Consider the following 18,737-nt stretch of genomic DNA (forward strand, 5'->3'; position numbering starts at 1 on the left):
ATGGGCTCTGTCACCTCTTTAAACAAAGAACACCATCAGACTCGCTTCGCACAATTACCCGTAGACTGGTATCTCAACCCGGAAATCTATGCGCTGGAGCAGGCGCATTTGTTTTCCTTGCTGCCACAATACTTAGGGCATACGCGCATGGTGCCTAATGCCGGAGACTACCGGGCGCTGGATTGGATGCACGACGCTGTGGCCTTGGTCAACCAGCAAGGCACGCCTCAACTGATCAGCAATATTTGCCGTCACCGGCAAGCAGTCATGCTCAATGGACAAGGCAATACGCAACATATCGTATGTCCGTTGCATCGCTGGACATACGACCTGAGCGGACAATTGCTCGGCGCCCCGCATTTTGAGCAAACCCCTTGCCTGCACCTTGAAAAACAATCCCTGACAGAATGGCAAGGCCTGCTTTTTAAAGCGAACGAGACCACCGCCAAACAAAAAGGTCTGGAGATTAGCCAGGTGTTAAAAACGCTTGGTTGCAAGCAAGACTTTGACTTCACCGGCTATTATTTTGATTCGGCGATTGTGGATCACTATGATTTCAACTGGAAGACTTTTATCGAAGTCTACCTGGAAGACTATCATGTAGGCCCCTTCCACCCTGGCCTGAACCAGTTTGTTGATTGTGGTGAACTGCACTGGGAATTTGGCGAACACTACAGTGTACAAACCGTGGGCTACAAACCACTGCCAGATTACAGCCTGTCGCCAGTCTACAAGCATTGGCAACAAACGGTCACCGATTACCAGCAAGGCACCGCGCCTAAATACGGCGCCATCTGGTTCGTCATGTATCCTTTCCTGATGATCGAGTGGTACCCCAATGTGTTGGTCGTCTCGCACATCATCCCGACCGGCGTCGAGTCCTGCAAAAACGTGGTCGAATTTTACTATCCAGAAGATATTGCGCTGTTTGAACGTGAGTATATCAAAGCGCAGCAAGCGGCCTATTTTGAAACCGCAGTAGAAGACAAAGAAATCTGCCAGCGTATGCAGGATGGCCGCAAAGGCTTGTATCTGCTAGGTAAAGATGAGCGTGGCCCCTATCAGCACCCGATGGAAACAGGACTGGAACACTTCCATCAATGGTATCGCCGCCAGATGGAACCGCATCTACCCGCCCACTTGCCACGCTAACCGAACATCCATCTTACTGTTTCCGCTTGAAAAAACCACCTTCCCCACGCTCCTGGCACCCCAAACATTGGCAGCTGGGTAGCTACTGGATGTTGCTGGCAGGCTTGGGGTTTGCCATCATGGGCGCATTTGTCAAAGCAGGCGCAGCACGCTTCACCACCAGTGAACTGGTGTTTTACCGCTCAGCCTTTGGCTTTGTGATGATTGCCGCCATCGTTTATGGTCAAGGCAAGCAGATAAAAACACCACTACTCAATATGCAGTTACGCAGGGCCGGCGTGGGGTTCACGGCCTTGCTGCTATTTTTCTATGCCATCGCGCATTTACCGCTGGCCACAGCCATTACACTCAATTACACCTCACCTATGTTCCTCGCCCTGCTCTCCCCCTGGCTGCTCACAGGTGACCAGCCACTGACGCGCCAACAGCGATTGAGGCTTAATCTATGCGTGGTGGGAGGCTTTATTGGCATTTGCCTGCTCTTGCAACCCACATTCCATCGCGAGCAATGGCTGGCCGGAGGCGTCGGCCTGCTCTCAGGCATTGGGGCAGCGCTCGCCTATGTCCACGTCAAACAACTGGGGATACAAGGCGAACCCGACTGGCGTACCGTCTTTTACTTCACACTGTTGTGCACGATTGCCAGTGGCGGCTGGATGTTGATCGACCATGTCACCCCCCTACGCTGGCAAGACCTGCCATTATTGTGCGGTCTCGGCCTGTCGGCAACCCTGAGCCAACTGGCGCTTACCCGCGCTTACCGCACAGGCAACACCTTGACGGTGGCAAGCATGGCTTATAGCACCATCGTCTTTGCCACCCTGCTTGGGATGCTCTTCTGGGCAGAAGCCCTGAGTCTGCTTGAAACAGCAGGCATGCTGCTGATTATCGCCTTTGGTGTTTTAAGTACCCGCAGCCGCGCTTAAAGCCATCCCAAGGCCTTACCCTCTCCCAAAGTGCAATAAAAAAGTCATTCTTATTGCTAAGAATGACTTTTTATTAAAGACCTAAGCTGGTTTTAATTGAGCGCTTATGGCTCCAGCAAGCCACAACGCATGGCAATCAGCGCAATCTCGGCAGAGTTTTGTGCGTTGAGTTTTTGTTTGATGTTATACAGGTGCGTGCCCACGGTACGCGGACTCAAAAACAAGGTTTCAGCAATCTCGTTGGTGGATTTGCCTCGCGCCAGCGACATAAACACTTCAAACTCACGTTCGCTGAGCACATCGACCGGATTTTGCTCACCTGATAATTGCTGAATCGCCATTTGCTGGGCCACGCTGGCTTCAAGATACTTTTTGCCTTGTGCCACACTGCGGATGGCTTTGATCAACTCTTCCGCCGCACTGCGTTTGGTGACATAGCCCATCGCACCGGCATTTAGCACGCGCTTGGGATGCACGGAGTCTTCATGTGCAGACAGTACAAGGATACGCGCGTGGCTGTCTTTGGCGAGAATCCGCTCAATCGCCTCCATGCCGCCGATACCAGGCATGGTGATATCCATCACCACCACTTGCGGATGATGCTCCTGATAGGCCTTGATGGCTGCCTCGCCGCTTTCAGCCTCAGCAATCACCTTGATATCCTGGTCGGACTCCAGCAACATTTTAAAACCCATCCTGACCACGGCATGGTCATCCACCAGCATTACACTAATCACACTTGTCTCCCCTTTATTTATGCTGATTGTATAGGCAACCGAACTTCCAGGGTGGTTCCACGGCCAGCATCTGGCTGCGAAACTACTTTAAATTGCCCATGCAATGCTTGTACACGTTCACGCATGCCCAGCAAGCCAAAATGCTTGGTCTGGTCCACGTTGTCGATATGCATCCCCACGCCATCATCACAGATCATCAGGCGCAAGCCATCCTTATCCAGCAGCAAATGCACATTGATACATTGTGCATGCGCGTGCTTGATGGCGTTATTCACCGCCTCTTGCACAATGCGGTAAAGATTGATGTTCACATTCTCGCCCATGGGCTGAAACTCGCCAGAGACATGCAGCTGTATGCTTAATTCTGGATGCTGCGCCTGGTAACCAGATATCATATCGCGCAAGGTTTCCACCAGGCCCATATTATCCATGGCGGCCGGACGTAACTGGCGGATGATATTGTGCATGCCGTCGTAAATATGGTTGGCCGCCGCCACGATGGTCTGCGCATTGGCGGAGATATCAGGCGTGGTCGCCTTGGTTTTGTTCACAATAGCCACGGCAAAGGTTTTGATCGCGGTCACATACTGGCCGAGCTCATCATGCAGCTCACGCGCCAGGCTGCGCCGCTCGTCTTCAATATGCTGCTGTATCAGTTGCGTGAGCTGGCGGTTTTGCTCCAACTGGCGCTCGGCATCCAGCGAGACAGCCATCTGGTTCAAGCTTTGGCCAATACGGTCAAACTCGGGCAAAGAGAAGCGCTCCAGGCGCGTTGTCAAATCACCCTGCTCTATGCGGTTAATCGCACGCAAAATATGCCTGACCGGGCGCAAGGCATGACTCAGCAAGCCATATACCAGCAAGTTGAGCAGCACAAAAAAACCAATGCCCATAATCATCAATTGCCGAAACCCGGACCAAGCCTCCCGAATCGAGCCTTCTGCACTGGAGTGAACAATCAGCACCCCATACCGCACGCGGCGCGTCACGGTTTCGACCTTGGGGGCCACCAGACGTACAAACCATTGTGGCGGGATGACCTCAGATTTAAAAGTGGAGCCGGGAGAAAGATACAACGGGTTATTGGCGTAGTCATACAACTCAATCCGGCTGCTGCGCACATAGCCCAAAGAGCGTAAAAAGTCCTGCAACACATAATGCGTCGGCCCCAGGCTGGGATTCATGGCAGAACTGACAATCACCGTATCGAGCAATTGCACCGTTACCCGCGTAGCCGCCTCCACCCGCTCACGAATACTGTCTTTGGTGTCGCGCACCAACACCACGCCTGCCGCGACCAAAAAAGCCAGCGACAGCATGGTGACTAAAAGATTTAACCTGAAACGTAAACTCATGGAGAGTGATGATAATCGCAATTGCCCTATTAGACTTTAACTACCGCGCATTCTCACAGCGTAAAATCATTAAATTCAACCAATCCGGCGCTTAGTCTTTAATCTTCAAAGCATCCCATTCCTTGGGTTTAGGCGGGTAAGCCAATGGCAGTTGGTTCAGCGTCTCCAGCAACAAACGTGAAATCAGCAGATTGCGGTTGGTTTTGGAATTGGCCGGGATCACGTACCAGGGCGCATGTTCGGTAGAAGTGGCTTGCAAGGCAGACTCATACGCTTGCATATAATCCTCCCAAAGCGCCCGCTCCTCCAGGTCTTTTGGATTAAATTTCCAATGCTTAGTCGGTTCATCCAGACGCTCTTGCAGGCGCTCCTTTTGCTCTTCTTTCGAGATATGTAAAAAACACTTGATCAGTGTCGTGCCCGTCTCGGTCAACATACGCTCAAAATCGTTGATTTGCTGATAACGGCGCTTGCATTCCACCTCATCAATCCAGCCATGCACCTTCACAACCAGCACATCTTCATAATGACTACGGTTAAAAATCACCAACTCACCGTTTGCCGGCACCTGCGCATGCACCCGCCATAAATAATCATGCGCCAGCTCATCAGCGCTAGGCGCTTTAAAACTCGCCAGACGAATGCCTAACGGGTCACAAGCACTGAACACATGCTTCACTGTGCCATCCTTGCCGCTGGTATCCATGCCCTGCAACAGCAAAATCACCTTATGCTTGCCCTCAGCATGCAAAATATCCTGCCGCGCATTAATTGCCTCAGTCAGTTTTGCCAACTCGGCCAAATCCTGCGCTTTATCTTCACTCCGCGCTGAGCGGTCATCGGGAGAATATTGCTTGAGGGAGAATTTTTTAGGGTTGACGCGGTATTTTTCCAGCTTTTCCATGAGGCCTGCCAAGATGACAAAATCACAAGCAGTGTATCTCAAGCTGAGAGGGTTGCAAAAGGTAGAGACAACTTAGGATCACAACGCATTGCTCCCTACTCGGCTAAATTACACTCCCATGCCAACGGAGAAAAGCTAAATTTCTGACGCATTTCACGTCCCGTAAATACGTGAAGCTGGGGAGAGCGTCTTGCCATACAGACAATGTAAATAAACCATTCGGAGTTTTCATCAGCAAATTTTGACTCATTTCTAGTGATAAAAAACCTGGGCTCTGGGTTGTCAGTTCCCTTTACTTCAATGAATCTAGTAACTGTATCTTTTATTGCCAAAAGATCGTACCCTAGATTCTCGTTTTGACGGTCATCTACTTGAAAACCATCTTTCTTGAGAGAGTTAGTTACATGCTTAATGGCAGCATCCTCGATCTCTTTTCGAGTTGCAGCATCAGGAAAACCTCCGCCGATCATAGCAATTTTGGGCTCCTCAACGGACGCTAAGAACAAAACGCCTGCGACCTCCTCAGGCTTTCGATTGCCAAGATGATATTCAATCGTTTCTTTGTCATATCTGATTTCGGTGGTGCGAAACAGACCAAGATACTCCCACTTATTGACACCACGTTTAACATAAGCGGGCACAACGGCTCCTGACTCTAAAAAGAGTCGCGCCCTTCCCTCAACCCTAGGACCTTTTCCAAATACGACTGCATCAGGAGCATCGGGATTCAAATCCATACGAAGTGCCAAACCCTTCACTACATTCAGCTTAGTTCGAATGTAATCGTCTCCACCAGCTGTTAGTTTCGCAAGCTCTTGAGTGGTAATAGTCTTAGACAATCGGTGCTCCATGAAAACTATAACGCTTCTATTTTTTGCATACTTTAAAGCAAATATTACATTTTATTTATATATGCTTGTATAAACACTTATAGTTAAATCTATTAGCACTCACAAAAAATTTAACTTTTTATACAAAAGGTAGATTAGTTATCCGAAAGCACTTCTAAAGCTTAAGCTGTGCGTGCTTCCTAATAAAAAACGCCAGCATAACACTGGCGTTTTTTATACTGAGCAGAGCTTAGTCTTTAGAAGCACGTTTACGCTCGTGCTCTAACAGGTAGCGTTTACGCAGACGGATGGTTTTTGGTGTGATTTCGACCAATTCGTCATCGTCAATAAACTCTACGGCACTTTCCAGGCTTAGCGAGACTGGCGGGATCAAACGCACCGCTTCGTCTGTACCAGAAGCACGTACGTTTGTGAGTTGTTTGCCCTTGATCGGGTTAACGACCAGGTCATTGTCGCGGCTATGAATACCGATGATCATGCCTTCATACAGTCGGTCGCCTGGGCTAGAGAACATTTTGCCGCGATCTTGCAGCTTCCATAAGGCATAGGCAACGGCCTCACCTTGTTCAGCTGAAATAAGTACGCCATTACGACGGCCTGGCATGTCTGCTTTTACCGGGGCATATTCGTCAAAAATATGCGCCATCAACCCTGTACCACGGGTTAAGGTTAAGAACTCACCTTGGAAACCAATCAGGCCGCGTGCTGGGATGCGGTATTCCAAACGTGTGCGACCGTTACCATCAGATTCCATGTTAGTCATTTCACCGCGACGACGGCCTAACTCCTCCATGACCGCGCCCTGATTTTCATCTTCAACGTCTACAGTCAGGATTTCATAAGGCTCACATTTTTCGCCATTGATTTCTCTGAACACAACGCGTGGTTTACCTACAGCAATTTCAAAGCCTTCACGACGCATGTTTTCCAGCAAAATGGTCAGGTGCAACTCACCACGACCAGACACACGGAAAACATCGGTGTCTTCAGTATCTTCAACGCGCAAAGCCACGTTAACCAACAACTCTTTGGTTAAACGATCACGAATTTGACGTGAGGTGATGAACTTACCTTCAGTCCCTGCTAATGGTGAGGTATTGACCATAAAGTCCATGGTCAAAGTCGGCTCATCTACGCCCAGATGTGGCAAACCAACAGGTTTGTCGCGATCACAGATGGTGAAACCAATACCGATTTCTTCGATCCCTGAAATGATCACAATGTCGCCTGCTTCGGCTTCTTCAACCGGCACACGCTCCAAACCTCTAAAACCGAGCACTTGGTTAATACGGCCTTGTGCGACCTGTTCATCTTCGCGCATCACTGCTACGACTTGGCCTGGCTTGATACGACCATTAGTGATACGACCAACGCCCAAACGACCTGTATATGTCGAATAGTCCAAGGCTGAAATTTGCAATTGCAATGGAGCATCGCTGTTGCCTTTTGGCGGCTCAACGTGACTCAAAATCGTTTCAAACAAGGCACGCATATTGTCTGAAGGATTTTTCAGGTCCAGCGTTGCAAAACCATTCAAGGCAGAGGCATAGACCACAGGGAAGTCTAATTGCTCATCCGTTGCACCCAAATTGGCAAACAAATCAAAAGTGTGGTTGATCACCCAATCCGGACGGGCACTTGGACGGTCTACCTTGTTAATCACGACAATAGGCTTCAAACCTAGTGCCAGTGCTTTCTTCGTCACGAAACGGGTTTGTGGCATGGGGCCGTCAACGGCATCCACCAACAGCAATACGCCATCCACCATACCCAATACACGCTCTACCTCACCACCAAAGTCGGCGTGGCCCGGGGTATCAACGATATTGATATGCGTGCCTTCATACGTTAAGGCGGTGTTTTTGGCCAAAATGGTAATGCCACGCTCTTTTTCGAGATCATTGCTATCCATCACACGCTCAGTCACCGCTTGGTGTGAGGCAAAAGTACCTGACTGTTGAAGTAGCTTATCGACCATGGTGGTTTTACCGTGGTCAACGTGGGCGATAATTGCGATATTTCTTAAATTGCGTGCCATGTGAACTGCCATCTGTTTGGAAAGGGCGCGATTTTATCACAAATCAACTAAATAATTGACTTTTAAAATAAAATGGATATACTGCGAGCAACTTTAAAGCGTTGCTGGTGCTCTACTAGCCCAATACGTTTTAAATTCATTGCCCTGACCTGTCGATAACTCGCGAATTTTTGAGGTTATCATCTTTAGATGAAGTCTTGATGACACCATCTTCTTTTATCGGTTAGTGGCCATGCCCAAGCGCCGGTAAAAGCAATCCATTCCTGATTTTGCTTTCGCTCAGCAAGTACTACATGCGCACTTTGTGCAATGTAATTGACTGGCTTTGCATTTGCTTTACTAGCGCCCTTTTTAATTGTTGATGAAAGGGACATTCCTTGTCTTTTGCAGATTTAAATCTCGACCCCTCCATTTTGCGCGCATTGACCGACGCAGGCTATGAAAACCCAACACCGATTCAGGCACAATCTATTCCTGAAGCATTGCAAGGCCGTGACATCATGGCTTCTGCACAAACCGGCACCGGCAAGACCGCTGCATTTACCCTGCCCGCTTTAAACTTGCTGGCAACACCACACCCGGTGCGCAGCCGTGGCCCACGTATCCTGGTACTTACACCAACCCGTGAACTGGCTGCACAAGTGAATGAAGCCGCACGTAAATACGGTAAATTCTTGCGTGCACGCTGCATCAGCATTGTGGGTGGCATGCCTTACCCATTGCAAAACAAGCTGCTGTCGCAACCACTGGATATTCTGGTAGCAACGCCAGGCCGTTTTATTGATCACCTTGAGCGTGGCCGCATTGACCTGAGCCGCCTGCAGATGCTGGTGCTGGATGAAGCTGACCGCATGCTGGATATGGGCTTTATGCCGGATGTAGAGCGTATTTGCGAAGCCTTGCCTGCTGAGCGCCAAACTTTACTGTTCTCTGCCACTCTTGACGGGATTATGGATATCGGCAAACGTTTCCTCAATAATCCACTCACTATTCAGGTGGCTGGTCAAAAAGAAAAACATGCCAACATTGAACAACGTTTGCACTTTGTGGATGACATGAACCACAAGAACAAACTGCTGGAGCACTTGCTGATTGCACCAGATGTCAATCAAACCATTATTTTCACAAGCACCAAGCGCCATGCCGATTTGTTGGCTGAAGACTTGTATGCTGCCGGCCATAGCACTGCCGCATTGCACGGCGACATGACTCAAGGTGCGCGTAACCGCACGCTGACAAAATTGCGCCACGGCGATGTAAAAGTGCTGGTAGCGACGGATGTTGCAGCGCGCGGCATTGATGTACAAGGTATTTCACACGTCATTAACTACGACCTGCCTAAATTTGCTGAAGACTATGTACACCGCATTGGCCGTACTGGCCGCGCCAACAATACCGGCGTTGCGATTTCGTTTGCTTCAAACGCCGATCGTCATTTGCTGCGCAAAATCGAGCAATATACTGGCCAGAAATTACAGGCTGAAGTGATTGCCGGTTTTGAGCCAAAACGTGCGGTACGCATGGATGATAGCGATAGCCGTCGTGGCAAGCGCCCTGGCAAACCACAAGGTAAAGGTGGCTTCCGTCGCGACGAGCGTTCAGCACAGCCAAAATCATTTGGTGAACGTGTTGCACGTGAAGGCCAGCGCGATGCGCAAAACAATAAGCCACGTGCACCGCGTACCCCAGAAGCTGGACAAAGCAAAGAAGTCAACGGTAACAGCAAGAGCTACAACAAGGATACCGACTTCCAGTTTGCCCGCGCATTGGCGGACGAGTTTGGCCAGCGCCGCCCACGTCCAACCAATAGCCAGGAACGCTTTGGCAACCCTAACGCCAGCCGTAGCAATCAAAAACCACGTCCAGCGGGAAAATCCTTTGGTGACAATGGTGGTGGCGCCGCCAAACGTCCTCGTTCATTTGCCTAAGCCTAGCCTATGACTGAGCAAACCATTGTAGATTTTCGTGCGCTCGGCCTGGCCGAGCCGCTGTTGAAAGCGATTGAGGAATCCGGGTATACCACGCCGACGCCGATTCAGGCGCAGGCGATTCCTCTTGCCTTGCAGCACATGGATTTGATGGCCGGTGCGCAAACAGGGACGGGCAAAACGGCGGCGTTTTCGCTGCCAATTTTGCATACCTTGCTGCCATTGGCCAGCACCAGCACCTCGCCAGCCAAGCATCCCATCCGGGCCTTGGTGCTGGCGCCGACACGTGAGCTGGCGATTCAGGTATACGACAACATCAAAACCTATGCCAAACACACGGCTTTGCGTAGTACTGTGGTGTATGGCGGTGTAGATATCAAGACGCAAACGCCTATCCTCAAGACAGGCGTTGAAATCCTGGTCGCGACACCCGGCCGCCTGCTGGACCATGTCGAGCAAAAAACCTTGTCGTTAAACCAGGTACAGTTTCTGGTATTGGACGAAGCCGACCGCATGCTGGATATGGGCTTTATGCCTGACTTGAAGCGCATTCTGGCCTTGTTGCCAAAACAGCGGCAAAATCTGATGTTCTCGGCGACGTTTTCTGATGAAATCAAAAAACTGGCAGATGCGTTTTTAAATAATCCGACATTGATTGAAGTGGCACGCAGCAACGCCACCAACGACAATGTGGAACAAAAAGCGTTTTTGGTGAACACTGACCAGAAACAACGTTTTTTGGTACAACTGCTCAAGCAATACCCCAATCAGCAAGTGATTGTTTTTACCAAAACCAAGCTTTCGGCCAGCAAACTGGCCAGAGCACTGGAACGTGATCAGGTGCCTTGTAGCGCGATTCATGGTGACAAGTCACAAAAAGAACGGATCGAAGCGCTTGATGCGTTTAAGGCGGGCACTATTCACGCCTTGGTTGCAACCGATGTTGCCGCACGCGGTCTGGACATCACGGACTTGCCATTGGTGGTTAACTACGAAATCTCTACTGCGCCAGAAGATTACGTGCACCGTATTGGCCGTACAGGCCGTGCAGGCGCTAAAGGCATTGCCATTTCGCTGATCGACGAGGATGAAACCAAGTATTTTGACGAGATTGAAAAGCTCATCAAAAAACAGATTCCAAAAGAAAAAGCGAATGTCAGCAGCAGTACGACCCCTACGCGTTCACGCCCCTCTAAAGCCTCCAGCGGCAAGGATGCCTGGTTTGAGCAGCCTTACCAGCCAGCCGCCGCCACGGCCGCGCCCAAAGCAGTCACGGCAAAATCTGCAGCAAACGTAAAACGCAAAGTGGTTGCCGCGCTGCTGGGTGGATTTGGCTTTAAAGCGACGCCGCAAAACCGCACGCAAGCCAAGCGCACGACAGGCAGGTCTAAGCAGAAATCAGATCTCCCTGCTCAGCAACCTGCTGAAAATGCAGCGGAGACCGCGAATATTGAGTCTTAAGCCTGCAATCCCAGAGACGACACTGAAGTCCTGGAACTGGGATCGCGATGATGACAAAGCCCCGAGAGTCGGGGCTTTTTCTTTCTGCGGATGAGAGGTTGAGCTTGCGAATATTAATATTAAGGGGATTAACCCTCGCGATTGCGCATAAAATCCGCCACGCCATACAATTGATTGGCAATATGCTTCATCAGCGACTCGTCAAACTGTAAGGCATGCATGGCTTTAATCATGCAATACATCCATTGATCGCGCTCGGACTCACCAATGGAAAACGGCAAATGCCGTGCCCGTAATCTGGGATGACCATAGCGTTCGATATACAACTGCGGCCCACCCGTCCAGCCAGTTAAAAACATAAACAGCTTTTCGCGTGCCTCGGTGAGATCTGGCTGGTGAATGGCGCGTAACCCCGCCGCTTTCGGGTCGCTATCCATGATGTCATAAAAGGTTTCCACCAGCTGTCGGATGGTCTCAGTCCCTTTTTCTGTGCCGCCCAGCCAGTCAAACAACGATTGTTTGGAAGCATTTGGCTCTTGAATTTCAGTCATTGCCACACCAGTTATCCTGCGACTTTAGGCGTGACCAGACCCGCAGCCTCTTTGGCACGCGCACGCGCGAGGTCAGTATTGTCAGCGGTCGCCAAGGCGACGCCCATGCGACGCCGCACAAAAGACTCCGGCTTGCCAAACAAGCGAATCTCGCTGTTAGGTACTGACATGGCCGCTTCCAGACCGTGATAGGCCAGTGTTTTGGTATCTGCACCGCCATAAATGACGGCGCTTGCGCCAGTCTCACGCTGAGTCACATCCACAGGCAAGCCTAAAATCGCACGCGCATGCAGTTCAAACTCATTCAGGCGCTGCGTGCACATGGTGACCATCCCCGTGTCGTGCGGACGAGGACTAACCTCAGAGAACCAAACCTGCTCACCTTTGACAAACAGCTCAACGCCAAACAAGCCCTGACCACCTAAGGCATCGGTCACTTTTTTGGCAATGTCCTGAGCATTTTTCAAGGCTAGCGCATCCATTGCTTGTGGCTGCCAGCTCTCAACGTAATCGCCCTGCTTTTGCACATGGCCAATCGGCGCGCAAAAATGCGTTTCAATCTCGCCAGCGGCATTTTTGGCACGCACGGTTAACAAGGTGATTTCATAATCAAAATCAATCTGACCTTCGACAATCACCACCCCTTGATTGACACGCCCCGCACTGGCGGCATACTCCCAGGCGGCCTTCACTTCTGAGGCTTGTGTAATGCGGGATTGACCTTTACCAGACGAAGACATGGTGGGCTTGATAAAGCATGGATAACCAATACCACCGTCAATCGCTGCTTGCAATTCAGCTTCAGAACGGGCAAACGCATACGGTGACGTCGGCAGGTTTAATTCTTCCGCGGCCAGCCGGCGTATCCCTTCACGGTTCATGGTGAGTTGCACGGCACGTACAGTAGGCACCACCGTGACGCCTGTGGCTTCAATCTCGGCCAGCGCCTGCGTATTCAACGCCTCGATTTCCGGGACGATATAATGTGGTTTGACCTGACTCACCAAGGCTTTAAGCGCATCCGCGTCAGTCATATCAATCGCATAGGCGTGATGGGCAACTTGGTGACCAGGCGCATGCTCATAACGGTCAACCGCAATGACTTCCACCCCCAAACGCTGCAAGGCAATAATCACCTCTTTGCCAAGTTCGCCACTGCCCAACAACATGACTTTGGTCGCATTTGCGCTTAACGGGGTACCAATCATTTTTAGCTCCACTGTAAAAGCGTAATGATACCATGCGCGATTTATGTGCAAGAGGCCGTACGCTTGATTTACATCATGCAACAACCACGCACGGGCATAACAAAACGCCCCGCAGTTGCGAGGCGTTTTATTCAGGATGACAGAGATTCAGCGCGTTATACAGAGATGCCATGTTTATCCATACGATAGCGCATGGTCATTCTCGTGATGCCCAGCAATCTTGCGGCCTTAGAGACATTATTACGCGACTGCTCCAAGGCATTTAGCAGCATGGCCTTTTCTGCATCATCCAGCGTCACCTGGCTGTCGCCTTGCAAGACACTCGCCACCTGGTTCATGCCAACCTGAGGCAAGCCCAAGTCAAGCTCGGAAATCATAGACTGTGTGCACATCAAAACCGCACGGCTGATTTGATGACGCAACTCACGGACATTGCCCGGCCAGTGATAGGTTTGCATTGCCATTAATGCCGCGGCGCTAAACTCATGATGCGGCAAGGCGTAGCGCTTCTCAGTCAGTTGCCGGAAATAATTGGCCAGCAACAAGACATCTGCCCCACGATCACGCAAGGGAGGCATTTTCATGGTGATCACGTTCAGTCGGTAATATAGATCCGAACGGAAGCGCCCCTCATTCGACATCTGGTATAAATCACGATTGGTGGCGGCGATAATACGCGCGTTCACTGGACGCTCCTTGGTAGAGCCCAAGCGACGCACCATTCTGCGCTCAAGTACATTGAGTAATTTTGCCTGTAAACCCAACGGCAACTCGCCGATTTCATCGAGGAACAAGGTACCATCTTCTGCAGATTCGATCAGGCCTGGCCGCGAGGAAACTGCATTGGTAAATGCGCCTTTCTCATGCCCAAACAGCTCACTCTCAATCAGCTCAGCCGGTAAAGAGGCACAATCCACATGCACAAAAGGTTTGTCATGATTGGCACAACTGCCATGCAAAAAACGTGCAACAACGTCTTTGCCCGTGCCGGTTTCTCCTGTAATCAACACCGTGGGTTGCACGGCATCACTGAGTGCACTTAACTGGGCAATACGCGTGATCTGTTGGCGCACACTTTGCATAGGCGTACTTTCGCCTATCAGTTGAACGGAGTCATTAGCAACGGCATTGCGCTGGCGCGAGTAATCCAGGCTGGTTTGCAGTTCTGTCGTCTTCTCGTTTTTCTGAATAATGAGCAATAACTCTTCAAGATCAATGGGTTTTTTTAAATAATCAATGGCCCCCAGCTTGATGGCATTGACCGCATCACTCACGTCACCAAACGCAGTCATGACAATCGTATTGATATTTCTGGCAATAAACTCTGATAACAGGTCTAGACCATTGCCATCGGGCAGGCGCATATCCAACAGCGCCATATCCGGTTCAAACTGCTTGATTAGCAGTCTTGCATCGCTTAAAGATTCTGCGTGCTCGCACTCAAATCCTGCTTTTTGCAAACGCTTAACCACCGCGCGCGCAAAAAGCGCCTCATCCTCTACCAGCAAGATTTTTTTCTTGAGAGGCATTAAGCTGGATTTATCCACTGATGATGAAAGTTGTGAAAGCACGCATCCTCCTGTTTTAATTAGTCTTTATCATAAGAAGCGACTGATTTTTTGACGCCAAAATCGTAACGCGCACCGATCCAGCCTGCTCTTGGCGCACCAGGGGCATAAAACGTATCGTTGGTTTCATTGCCACTAAACTGGCCGGTAGTCGGGTCAATCGGATTCTGACCCAGCATGCCCAAGCTGTAATACTCGCGGTCAAACACATTATTCACACGGGCGAAGATGTTCCAGCCATTGTCAAAGCGGTAGTTTGTGAACAGATTGACTACCGTATAACCGCGGACTTTTGCGCCAGAGCTTGTATCCTTGTTGTTTTCGTTGCCACGGGAGTACTGGCTGGAGAAAGCCACAATATTGCTGCCCACATTCCAGGCAGAAGTCACGTCATAGCCCAAGCCCAGTTTAAGCTGATGTTTTGGTATACCTGCCAGGTAATCTCCCTTGTTCACCTGAATAAAGCTGTTGCCTGAAACAGGATCTACAGTAGCGCTGGTATTCACCTGATTCGCAATCTGGAAAGAAGACTCGTAGGTAGCCTGCACAAAGCTATAGCCCAGATTCCATGAAAACGCATCCATACGCCCTGCAAGACTCGCATCAAGCCCCTGACGCTTGGTTTTACTGATATTAGAGAAAAAGCCAGCACCGTTATTGAGGGCGGTCGCAGAGGTCAGAAACTGAATGTCATTGGTGTTGATCGTATGATAGGCACCCAGACTCCAGGTGATTGTGGGTGTCAGGAAGCCACGCAGCCCGGCATCATAGGTTTTGCTAACCACTTGCTTGAGTGGTGGGTCTCCTGCCATGGCGTTAGGCAATTTACAAGGATTGTTTTCATCCGCACACCCTAACTCGATTGAGGTAGGCGCACGGCTGCTTTCACTATAAGAGGCATACGCCGTCAATTGATTGCTGGGCGTAAAATTAATCCCCAAAGACGGATTCAGCCGATTGAAGGAATGCGTGCCGGTGAGCGAGCCGGAACCACTGGGGGTGATCTTGTCATCATTATCAATTTTAGTGGTGTTGTAACGCGCAGAGGCCGTCACGTGCCAATAAGGATTCAAAGACAAGGTATCCGTCGCAAAGACGCTCCAGGTGCGGTTCACACCGCTCAAATTCACTTGGTCAGTCAAGGCATTAAGTTCGCCAGTGCCATCCACGCCACGGTAGCTGTTTAACAAGCCAAACTCGGTATTCTGCGAGAACTTGGTCTTACCGCGGTTGTAGCCCAAGCCGCTGATAAACTGATTTTTCAGGCCCAGTAAATCTTGAGAAAAGGTTAACTGTGAGGTAAAGCCGTAACTTTTCTGCGTTAATCTGCTGCGGTTAATCGCGCCAGAGCAGTTCTCATCAGCATCATTGCCAGCCAAGCAATCTGAATTATTGTCACCTAACCCGCCAGCAGCCAATTCAAAACCATCATTTAAGTCACCATTGAAGGTTTTGGTACGCACATCACGATAATAAACATTCCCACTTAACTGAATATCGTCAGCAAAGTAATGGCTCAAATTAAGGTTTACAAAAGCCATGTTGTTCTTGGTCTGGTCAGGCACGGTAAAATTGCTTTTGTAGCCCAAAGAATCCAGCAAACTGCCTGCTTGCAAGCCATTGCCACGCATTTTGTTATCTGCGAGCGACAAGCTGACATTGACAGAGGTTTTTTCATTCTGCCAACCGGCCTTGGTAAACAACTGCTTGACGCGGGAGGCTGAAAAACTGCGCCAGCCATCCTCTTCAAAACTGTTGCCAGAGATAAAGAAATCTTTAGAACCGTCTTCGGACACGCCACCATATTCTGCATTCAACACATGACGGCCCCAGGAACCAGTGTAGGCCTCAACAGCGCCGCCCTGGTTGGTACGGCCACTCTTGGTCTGCACTGAAATCGCCCCGCCTAAAGTGTTCAAACCAAACAATGGGTTAGAGCCTGGAATCAAAGTCATCTGATTAATGGCGTTCATCGGAATCAGGTCCCAGTTCACCACGTCACCAAAGGCTTCGTTCACACGTACGCCATCGACATACACGGACAATCCTTGTGGCGTGCCAAGCAAAGGGGAAGCGGTAAAACCGTGATAGTTCACATCGGGCTGGAATGGGTTGTTCTGTGTTTCATTCACATTCACCCCAAGCATATTCTGGTTCATGTAGTCGCCTAATGTCAGGCTCTTTTGCTTGACCAGCTCTTTTTGTTTCACTTGCTGCACGCCGGCAGGAATGTGCTCAAGAGGCACACCAACCCCATTCAGCGGCGTGGTGCTGATGACCTCGACTTTATCCAATTGCACCTCTTCAGCTTGCACAGCAACCGCATGCGCCGCATAAGCAGAGAGAATGGCCATCAACAATGGTTTGACTGCTTGTTTATTCATAACGAATGATCCTTTTCCCGAGAATACTTAAATGAATGTCTTTTGGCTGCAAAAAACACTCAAGGTATTGAGCAAAAATCATTCCACTGGGAGGCTAAAAAAAATATCTTTTTTTAATCAATGAGATAAAAATAAATCTGGTTTATTACAACCAGATTTTATCTTAAAATTGGTTTATTACAACCAATTTAACAACCACCATTGGATATATACAACCAATTACAGTAGGGAGGGAGACGGCGTCAGGCTGATTTCCAGACCGTAAGCATTGCGGCCAGGCTGCCAGGCGGAATCCACCGCCAGCCCTGCCAGTGAGACCAGCGTTTCAGAAGCGCCTGGATGGGTGGTGGTCACTTGGACCAAAGGATAAAAAGCACGTTGCCATGGCGGAATGCCCAGCATTTGAAAAAGGATCTTCAATTCACGCCGAGGACGCTTGGCGTCAGGCTGCAAACTCTCACCCCCTGCCCTAGGCATCAACTTGAGCGAAGTGCCTTCAGCAAGCACCAAAGGTTGCCCATACCGCCGGTTAAGGGTAATCGCTGCCGGGGAAACCCCCAGTCTGGCCAAAGCAATCCCGCGCGCTTTCACGACTTTAAACTGCACTTGCCAGTCACCCCATTGCTGCGAGGCTTGTCCTTGCCACACCAGCGGTGTTTGCGGCAATGCGCTTGGTTTGGTAACGCAATACAGGCGTTGCTGGTAATGGTGCAAATAAGCTGACTGATGCGAGGCTTGGCCTTGTAACGGCAAATGCAGATAACGGTTAGGTTTGACCGATGAAAGCTGCTGCCAATATTCTTGCAATTGATCCTGATTGGGCATCCGTAACTGCAACTGTTGAAACCAATGGCGGAGCAAGTTTTTGGCGCGGACATCACCCAATGCATACAGCTTTGACATCGCAATCGATTGCCCCAGCCATTCGGCTTGCAAATCACATTGCGCCAAGTCCTGGCTGGCCAGAACATCCAGCAAACTCTGCGCGTCTGCCATGTGCCCCGCCGTTCTCAACAACGACTGATCCACTTGCGGATAACGTTCGCGCAACACTGGCATCACTGCATGACGCATAAAATTGCGGTCGTAAACCGTATCTGCGTTGCTTTCGTCTTCCACCCATTGCAAGTGGTGTGCGGTGGCAAACTGTAAAAGTGCAGCTTTTGGCACGCTTAACAGTGGCCGATACAAGCGGCGTGCGCCATCCCACGCGGCCATGGCACTCAAGCCCTTGACGCCAGCGCCTCGTACCAGTTGCAGCATCAACGTCTCTGACTGGTCTTGCAGATGATGAGCCGTCACAATCGTATCTGCACCGATCTGCTGACGCTGTTGCTCCAGGGCATGATAGCGTGCTTCTCGGGCGGTGGCCTCCAGGCCTTGTCCGCTTTGCAAATCTACGCGCACCTTGTCAGCAAAAAAAGGGACATTGTAGGTCTGGCAACGGTGTTCGCATTGTTGCAACCACGCATCGGCATTAGGACTCAAGCCATGATGCACATGCATGGCTGACAGCCGAAATGGCAATCGCTGGCAGAGCTCTGCGAGCAGATGTAACAACACCATAGAATCTACGCCACCGCTCAGTGCGAGTAGCAGATGTGGTGTGTTGGCATCCGGATTTGACAGCCCAGCCAGAAAACCAGATAACTGGCTTTCCAGGCTGGTCATAAG

Annotated in this window: 14 protein-coding genes; 4 read left to right on the forward strand and 10 right to left on the reverse strand. The window is 50.3% G+C overall.

Features of this window, described 5'->3' with window-relative positions; translation table 11 throughout:
• Both AACH41_RS07705 and AACH41_RS07710 read left to right on the forward strand, forming a co-directional pair.
• A complete protein-coding gene (locus AACH41_RS07705; protein WP_338654224.1) occupies positions 1 to 1,152 on the forward strand; it encodes an aromatic ring-hydroxylating dioxygenase subunit alpha in 1,152 nt (383 codons plus the stop codon).
• A gap of 26 nt (positions 1,153 to 1,178) precedes the next feature.
• Positions 1,179 to 2,078, forward strand: coding sequence for a DMT family transporter (locus AACH41_RS07710; protein WP_338654228.1), 900 nt, complete (start codon positions 1,179 to 1,181; stop codon positions 2,076 to 2,078).
• 104 nt (positions 2,079 to 2,182) lie between these two features.
• Here the strand turns inward: AACH41_RS07710 and AACH41_RS07715 are convergent, their stop codons facing one another.
• The 5 genes from AACH41_RS07715 to typA form a co-directional block, all read right to left on the reverse strand.
• Positions 2,183 to 2,803: a response regulator transcription factor gene (locus AACH41_RS07715; protein ID WP_194748431.1), complete on the reverse strand. Its 621-nt coding sequence runs from the start codon at positions 2,801 to 2,803 to the stop codon at positions 2,183 to 2,185.
• A gap of 29 nt (positions 2,804 to 2,832) precedes the next feature.
• Positions 2,833 to 4,170 carry an ATP-binding protein gene (locus AACH41_RS07720; RefSeq protein ID WP_338654229.1) on the reverse strand — a complete coding sequence of 446 codons (1,338 nt, stop codon included), beginning with the start codon at positions 4,168 to 4,170 and terminating at the stop codon, positions 2,833 to 2,835.
• Positions 4,171 to 4,261: 91 nt separating this feature from the next.
• Positions 4,262 to 5,074, reverse strand: a complete 813-nt coding sequence (locus AACH41_RS07725; protein WP_338654231.1) for a polyphosphate kinase 2 family protein — start codon at positions 5,072 to 5,074, stop codon at positions 4,262 to 4,264.
• Positions 5,075 to 5,169: 95 nt separating this feature from the next.
• Positions 5,170 to 5,913, reverse strand: a complete 744-nt coding sequence (locus tag AACH41_RS07730) for a DUF3883 domain-containing protein (protein WP_338654234.1) — start codon at positions 5,911 to 5,913, stop codon at positions 5,170 to 5,172.
• A gap of 241 nt (positions 5,914 to 6,154) precedes the next feature.
• Complete coding sequence (gene typA / locus AACH41_RS07735; RefSeq protein WP_194747666.1) at positions 6,155 to 7,963, reverse strand: translational GTPase TypA; 1,809 nt, start codon at positions 7,961 to 7,963, stop codon at positions 6,155 to 6,157.
• Between the two features lie 377 nt (positions 7,964 to 8,340).
• On the opposite strand from typA, the gene AACH41_RS07740 reads away from it, so the two are divergent.
• Together AACH41_RS07740 and AACH41_RS07745 are read left to right on the forward strand one after the other, a co-directional pair.
• Positions 8,341 to 9,891, forward strand: a complete 1,551-nt coding sequence (locus AACH41_RS07740; RefSeq protein WP_338654239.1) for a DEAD/DEAH box helicase — start codon at positions 8,341 to 8,343, stop codon at positions 9,889 to 9,891.
• Between the two features lie 9 nt (positions 9,892 to 9,900).
• The gene (locus AACH41_RS07745) at positions 9,901 to 11,352 is read left to right on the forward strand and encodes a DEAD/DEAH box helicase (protein ID WP_338654241.1); all 1,452 of its coding nucleotides are present in this window, start codon (positions 9,901 to 9,903) and stop codon (positions 11,350 to 11,352) included.
• A 128-nt stretch (positions 11,353 to 11,480) separates the two neighbouring features.
• On the opposite strand, the gene AACH41_RS07750 is transcribed toward AACH41_RS07745, so the two are convergent.
• From AACH41_RS07750 to tilS, 5 genes are all read right to left on the reverse strand, one after another.
• A complete protein-coding gene (locus tag AACH41_RS07750; protein WP_338654243.1) occupies positions 11,481 to 11,903 on the reverse strand; it encodes a group II truncated hemoglobin in 423 nt (140 codons plus the stop codon).
• 11 nt (positions 11,904 to 11,914) lie between these two features.
• Positions 11,915 to 13,111 (reverse strand): formate-dependent phosphoribosylglycinamide formyltransferase, encoded by a 1,197-nt coding sequence (gene purT, locus AACH41_RS07755; RefSeq protein ID WP_275355343.1) that lies wholly within the window; start codon positions 13,109 to 13,111, stop codon positions 11,915 to 11,917.
• Positions 13,112 to 13,266: 155 nt separating this feature from the next.
• Positions 13,267 to 14,682 (reverse strand): sigma-54 dependent transcriptional regulator, encoded by a 1,416-nt coding sequence (locus AACH41_RS07760; protein ID WP_194747671.1) that lies wholly within the window; start codon positions 14,680 to 14,682, stop codon positions 13,267 to 13,269.
• A gap of 17 nt (positions 14,683 to 14,699) precedes the next feature.
• Positions 14,700 to 17,063, reverse strand: coding sequence for a TonB-dependent receptor (locus tag AACH41_RS07765; protein WP_338654246.1), 2,364 nt, complete (start codon positions 17,061 to 17,063; stop codon positions 14,700 to 14,702).
• A gap of 219 nt (positions 17,064 to 17,282) precedes the next feature.
• Positions 17,283 to 18,734 carry a tRNA lysidine(34) synthetase TilS gene (gene tilS, locus AACH41_RS07770; RefSeq protein ID WP_338654249.1) on the reverse strand — a complete coding sequence of 484 codons (1,452 nt, stop codon included), beginning with the start codon at positions 18,732 to 18,734 and terminating at the stop codon, positions 17,283 to 17,285.
• Positions 18,735 to 18,737: the final 3 nt, after the last annotated feature.

The sequence above is a fragment of the Methylophilus sp. DW102 genome (assembly GCF_037076555.1).
GTDB classification, from domain to species: Bacteria; Pseudomonadota; Gammaproteobacteria; order Burkholderiales; family Methylophilaceae; genus Methylophilus; species Methylophilus glucosoxydans.